The organism is Mesorhizobium sp. M7A.F.Ca.CA.003.01.2.1, from assembly GCF_003998945.1.
Lineage (GTDB): Bacteria > Pseudomonadota > Alphaproteobacteria > Rhizobiales > Rhizobiaceae > Mesorhizobium > Mesorhizobium ciceri.
In genome coordinates, this window is sequence record NZ_RZRA01000461.1 from 1 (window position 1) to 4,389 (window position 4,389).

Genomic DNA, 4,389 nt, shown 5'->3' on the forward strand with positions numbered 1-4,389 from the left:
GCTATGGCGCGCGCGCCATCACCGAGGGCGGCTGGCAGTCGGTGCCGAAATTGTCCTTCCCCGGCGGTGCGCTGATGGGCTGTGCCGCGGGCTTCGTCAACGTGCCGCGCATCAAGGGTTCGCACAATGCCGTGCTGTCCGGCATGCTGGCGGCCGAGCATGTCGCCGAGGCGATCGGCGCCGGGCGCGCCAACGACGAACTCGCGTCCTACGAGGAAGCCTGGCGCGCGACCGACATCGGCAAGGATCTGAAGAAGGTGCGCAACGTCAAGCCGCTGTGGTCGCGCTTCGGCACCATCGTCGGTGTCGGCCTTGGCGGCCTCGACATGTGGCTGAACACGCTGTTCGGTGTCTCGCCCTTCGGCACGCTGAAGCATGGCAAGGCCGACTACGCAACGCTCGAGCCTGCCGCCCGGCACAAGAAGATCGCCTATCCGAAGCCCGATGGCGTGCTGACCTTCGACAGGCTGTCCTCGGTGTTCCTGTCCAACACCAATCACGAGGAAAACGAGCCGGTCCACCTGCTTGTCGGCGACATGGAGCTGCAGAAGCGTTCCGAGCACGATGTCTTTGCGGGCCCCTCGACGCGCTATTGTCCGGCCGGCGTTTACGAGTGGGTCGATAAGGACGGCAACGCCGCCGCCGATCCCACGGCCAAGGATGTGCGCTTCGTCATCAACGCGCAGAACTGCGTCCACTGCAAGACATGCGACATCAAGGACCCGAACCAGAACATCAACTGGGTGCCGCCGCAAGGCGGAGAAGGCCCGGTCTATCAGGGCATGTAGGCCCGCGCCGGCCGCAGCGTGCAAAGGTCCCGACGATGGCTCGGGGTCTCCCGTGGCATGTGGAACATTAGAACTGTTGAAACTGCCGCGCGCTTATGGTTCCATTCCTTGACGATAAGGAGATGGCCATGCGCCTGACGGTTCTGGCATGCCTAGTGGCGATCGGTGCGCTGTTCGGTCTGGCTTCGGCGGCCTCGGCCGGCACCAGGGTGGTGGTCAAGACGCGGACCTACGACATCACCGGGAACACGGGGCTGGCGCTAGTCCAAGCTATGGACCGCAAGGGGCCGAAGCACGGCTTCATGACGCATGCCATCGCGCTGACCGGCTACGCTGTGGATTGGGACCTCGACACCAGCCAGGACAATGGCGTCTGCCGCTTGCGGCGTGCCAACGGCACGCTCAATCTCTTCTACACATTTCCGCGTGTCGCCTCGGCCACCACCCCGACGCTCCGGAAGCGCTGGACGCGGTTCTTCGCCGGCGTCCGCGCCCATGAGGAAACCCATGGCCGCATCGCCAGGGAGATGATGCGGGCCACGGAACGATCCATCTCCGGCCTCAGGATTGCCGACGACCGGTCCTGCTACAAGACACGTCGCGAGGCACAGCGACGCATCAAGGCCACCAATGCCGCATATGAGGCCAAGCAGCTCGCTTTCGATGCGCGCGAGCATCGCGACGGCGGCCATGTCCAGCATCTCGTCATCGCTTTGGTCAGGCCCTGATCCTTCAGCCTGGCGTCTTGCCGGCCTGGACAATGGCCGCGGTCGCGGTTTCATGTTCGTCGAGCGGCTTTTGCTGGTTCAGCCTGAGCGAGAACTCCACCATGACCGGGAGGTGATCCGAGCCGGTGTCTTCCAGCCGTGTCGCCGAATGGATAGTCACGCCGCCCTTGCTGAAAACCTGGTCGATCGGCAGGCCGGCGAAGCGCCGCAGGAAATCCGGCAGCCTGATGTGGATCCAGGTCGGGCCGGCGGAAGGCATGACGGTCAGCCCGCCAAGCGCCGCGACCCGCCGCACGGCGGCACTCCATGGGGCGGCATTGCAGTCGCCCGCCATGATGGCCGTCTCGCCGAGCGCGGAAAGCGGCTCCGTCAACTCGCCGATCTGCCAGTACTGCTCGCGTGGCCAGGGCCAGCTGAGATGGATCGCGGCGACATCGACGTCGATGCCGCCGAAGTCGACGGTCGCTGTCGCCATGGCACCACGCCTTTCGCAACGCGCCTCGGTGCCGGCGGCAAAGGGCCGCCGCGAGAGCAGCGCGACGCCGAATATCTTGTTAGGGTAAGGACAGAGGATCCGGTATGGATATGCGCTGCTGATATAGCCAAGCTCGGTCGCCCACATCGCCGACACCTCGTCCAGGGTGATCACGTCGGGATTGGTCCGGCCGATCAGCGACAGCACCTTCTTCGGGGTTGGATTGTCGTAGCGCAGGTTCATCTGCAGCAGCTTGTAGATCGCGCGGTCTTCGTTCTTGGCTTCATAGGCGGCCTGAACCGGCCACAAGCGGGAGAAGGACAGCGAGCCGGAAGTGGTGGCGAAGGCCGCCACGGCAAAAAGCAGTGCCACGGCCGCTTGCAGTCGAAATGTCGTGGCCAGCAGCGGCAACGCGCAAAGCGCCATCAGCACGGCAAGATGGACGCGGAAATGCGAGAAGGAATCGAAGGCGGGATGCAGCGTTCCGAAAAACCCGGCCACCAGCGCGATCGAACAGGCCAGCATTGCCAGGAATGCAACCGAAATCAGCAATGTCCCGAAGCCCGCTCTCTCCATGCCGCCTGCTTATCGGCAGTAATGCGGCTCAATCAAGATGACGAAATGCCCATGCGATGCGTGGAACCGGCCTACTGGAACGCCGTTTCCGAAAAACTTCTGAGCTTGCGCGAATGCAACCGCTCCATCGGCATTTCCGCGAGCTTCTCCATAGCCCTGATGCCGATGGTCAGGTGCTGCGCCACCTGGCGCTTGTAGAATTCGGTCGCCATGCCGGGCAGCTTCAACTCGCCATGCAGCGGTTTGTCCGAAACGCACAGCAGCGTGCCGTAGGGAACACGGAAGCGGAAGCCATTGGCGGCGATGGTCGCCGATTCCATGTCGAGTGCGATGGCGCGAGATTGCGACAGACGCTGTACCGGCCCACGCTGGTCGCGCAGTTCCCAGTTGCGATTGTCGATGGTGGCAACGGTGCCGGTGCGCATGATGCGCTTCAGGTCGTAGCCGGAAAGGCCGGTGACTTCGGCGACGGCTTCCTGCAACGCCACCTGGATCTCGGCCAGCGGCGGGATCGGCACCCAGACCGGAAGATCGTCGTCCAGCACGTGGTCCTCGCGCACATAGGCATGCGCCAGCACATAGTCGCCAAGCGCCTGGGTGTTGCGCAGGCCGGCGCAGTGACCGAGCATCACCCAGGCATGCGGCCTCAGCACCGCAATATGGTCGGTGATGGTCTTGGCGTTGGAAGGCCCGACGCCGATATTGACCATGGTGATGCCGCCATGTCCCGATTTCTTCAGGTGATAGGCCGGCATCTGCGGCAGGCGCGGCGGTGCAACGCCTTCGCTGGGCGCGCTCTGCCCGCCCTTGGTGATGACATTTCCCGGCTCGACGAACTCCGTGTATCCGCCGCCGCCATTGGCCATCAGGTCGCGGGCGCGGGCGACGAATTCGTCGATGTAGAACTGATAGTTGGTGAACAGCACGAAGTTCTGGAAATGCTGCGGCGTGGTTGCCGTATAGTGCGACAGCCGGTGCAGCGAATAGTCGATGCGCTGCGCCGTGAAGGGCGCCAGAGGCCTCGGCTCGCCGAAGGCGACTTCGAAGGTGCCGTTGGCGATCTGGTCGTCGGTGCCGTCGAGATCGGGCACGTCGAACAGGTCGCGGATCGGCCGCTTGATGCGCTCTGCCGTCGCGCCGTCGACATGGGTGCCTTCAAGGAAGGCGAAATGCAGCGGGATGGGTGTGGTCGATTCCGACACCGTGACCGCAACCCCATGATTGCGCATGATCAGGCGCAACTGCTCGACGAGGTAGCTTTCGAACAGGCCCGGCTGGGTGATGGTGGTGGAAAAATGCCCAGGCGTCGGCATATGCCCATAGGCCTGGCGCGAGTCGATCTGGGTGAATGAGTTGGTGGTGACGCCGATCTCCGGATAGAAGGCCCGGTAGCGCTTGCCATTATCACCGCCTGCTGCCGCCAATTCTGCGAAGGAGTCGCGCAGGAACCTGGTGTTGCGATCGTAAAGCGCCTGCAGTGCCTTGACGGCCTTTTCAGCGCTATCAAAGCTTTGCCGGCCAAAAGGCTCCGGCATGACGACAGATTCGATGGCTTGTGGGTAGATTCGCTTTTCCATGGCTCAATATAGAGACTTGGATCGGCACTTGGGAGGGGTGTCGCGACCGAAGGCGGCCAAAGCGCCGTTTTTCTTCAACCGCGCTGCAGGCTGACCAGAAGCACAAAGCCGACGCCGGACTTCTTCAGGGCCGGTGCGTCGATCGTCGAGCCGGCGTCAGCGCGCATCATCGGCACGGCCAGGACCGGAGCGGCCAGAACCGTCAGGATAAGCGCCGCCCGCGGCAGAAGCCGAAGGGTCTTGAG

The 4,389-nt window shown here is 63.6% G+C and carries 4 protein-coding genes; 2 read left to right on the forward strand and 2 right to left on the reverse strand.

The window, feature by feature from the left end:
- Both EN969_RS18720 and EN969_RS18725 read left to right on the forward strand, forming a co-directional pair.
- Positions 1-788 (forward strand): electron transfer flavoprotein-ubiquinone oxidoreductase (locus tag EN969_RS18720; RefSeq protein WP_164758338.1); only part of this gene is annotated, 788 nt, incomplete at its 5' end.
- Positions 789-916: 128 nt separating this feature from the next.
- A complete protein-coding gene (locus tag EN969_RS18725) occupies positions 917-1,516 on the forward strand; it encodes a DUF922 domain-containing protein (RefSeq protein WP_013532619.1) in 600 nt (199 codons plus the stop codon).
- A 4-nt stretch (positions 1,517-1,520) separates the two neighbouring features.
- Here the strand turns inward: EN969_RS18725 and EN969_RS18730 are convergent, their stop codons facing one another.
- Both EN969_RS18730 and EN969_RS18735 read right to left on the reverse strand, forming a co-directional pair.
- Positions 1,521-2,567 (reverse strand): endonuclease/exonuclease/phosphatase family protein, encoded by a 1,047-nt coding sequence (locus EN969_RS18730; RefSeq protein WP_013532618.1) that lies wholly within the window; start codon positions 2,565-2,567, stop codon positions 1,521-1,523.
- Between the two features lie 71 nt (positions 2,568-2,638).
- The gene (locus EN969_RS18735) at positions 2,639-4,102 is read right to left on the reverse strand and encodes an AMP nucleosidase (RefSeq protein WP_128278158.1); all 1,464 of its coding nucleotides are present in this window, start codon (positions 4,100-4,102) and stop codon (positions 2,639-2,641) included.
- Positions 4,103-4,389 lie beyond the last annotated feature (287 nt).

Coding starts and splice junctions, on each gene's coding strand:
- EN969_RS18725 (WP_013532619.1), top strand. CDS start 917: ATGCGCCTGACGGTTCTGGCATGCCTAGTGGCGATCGGTGCGCTGTTC.
- EN969_RS18730 (WP_013532618.1), bottom strand. CDS start 2,567: ATGGAGAGAGCGGGCTTCGGGACATTGCTGATTTCGGTTGCATTCCTG.
- EN969_RS18735 (WP_128278158.1), bottom strand. CDS start 4,102: ATGCCGGAGCCTTTTGGCCGGCAAAGCTTTGATAGCGCTGAAAAGGCC.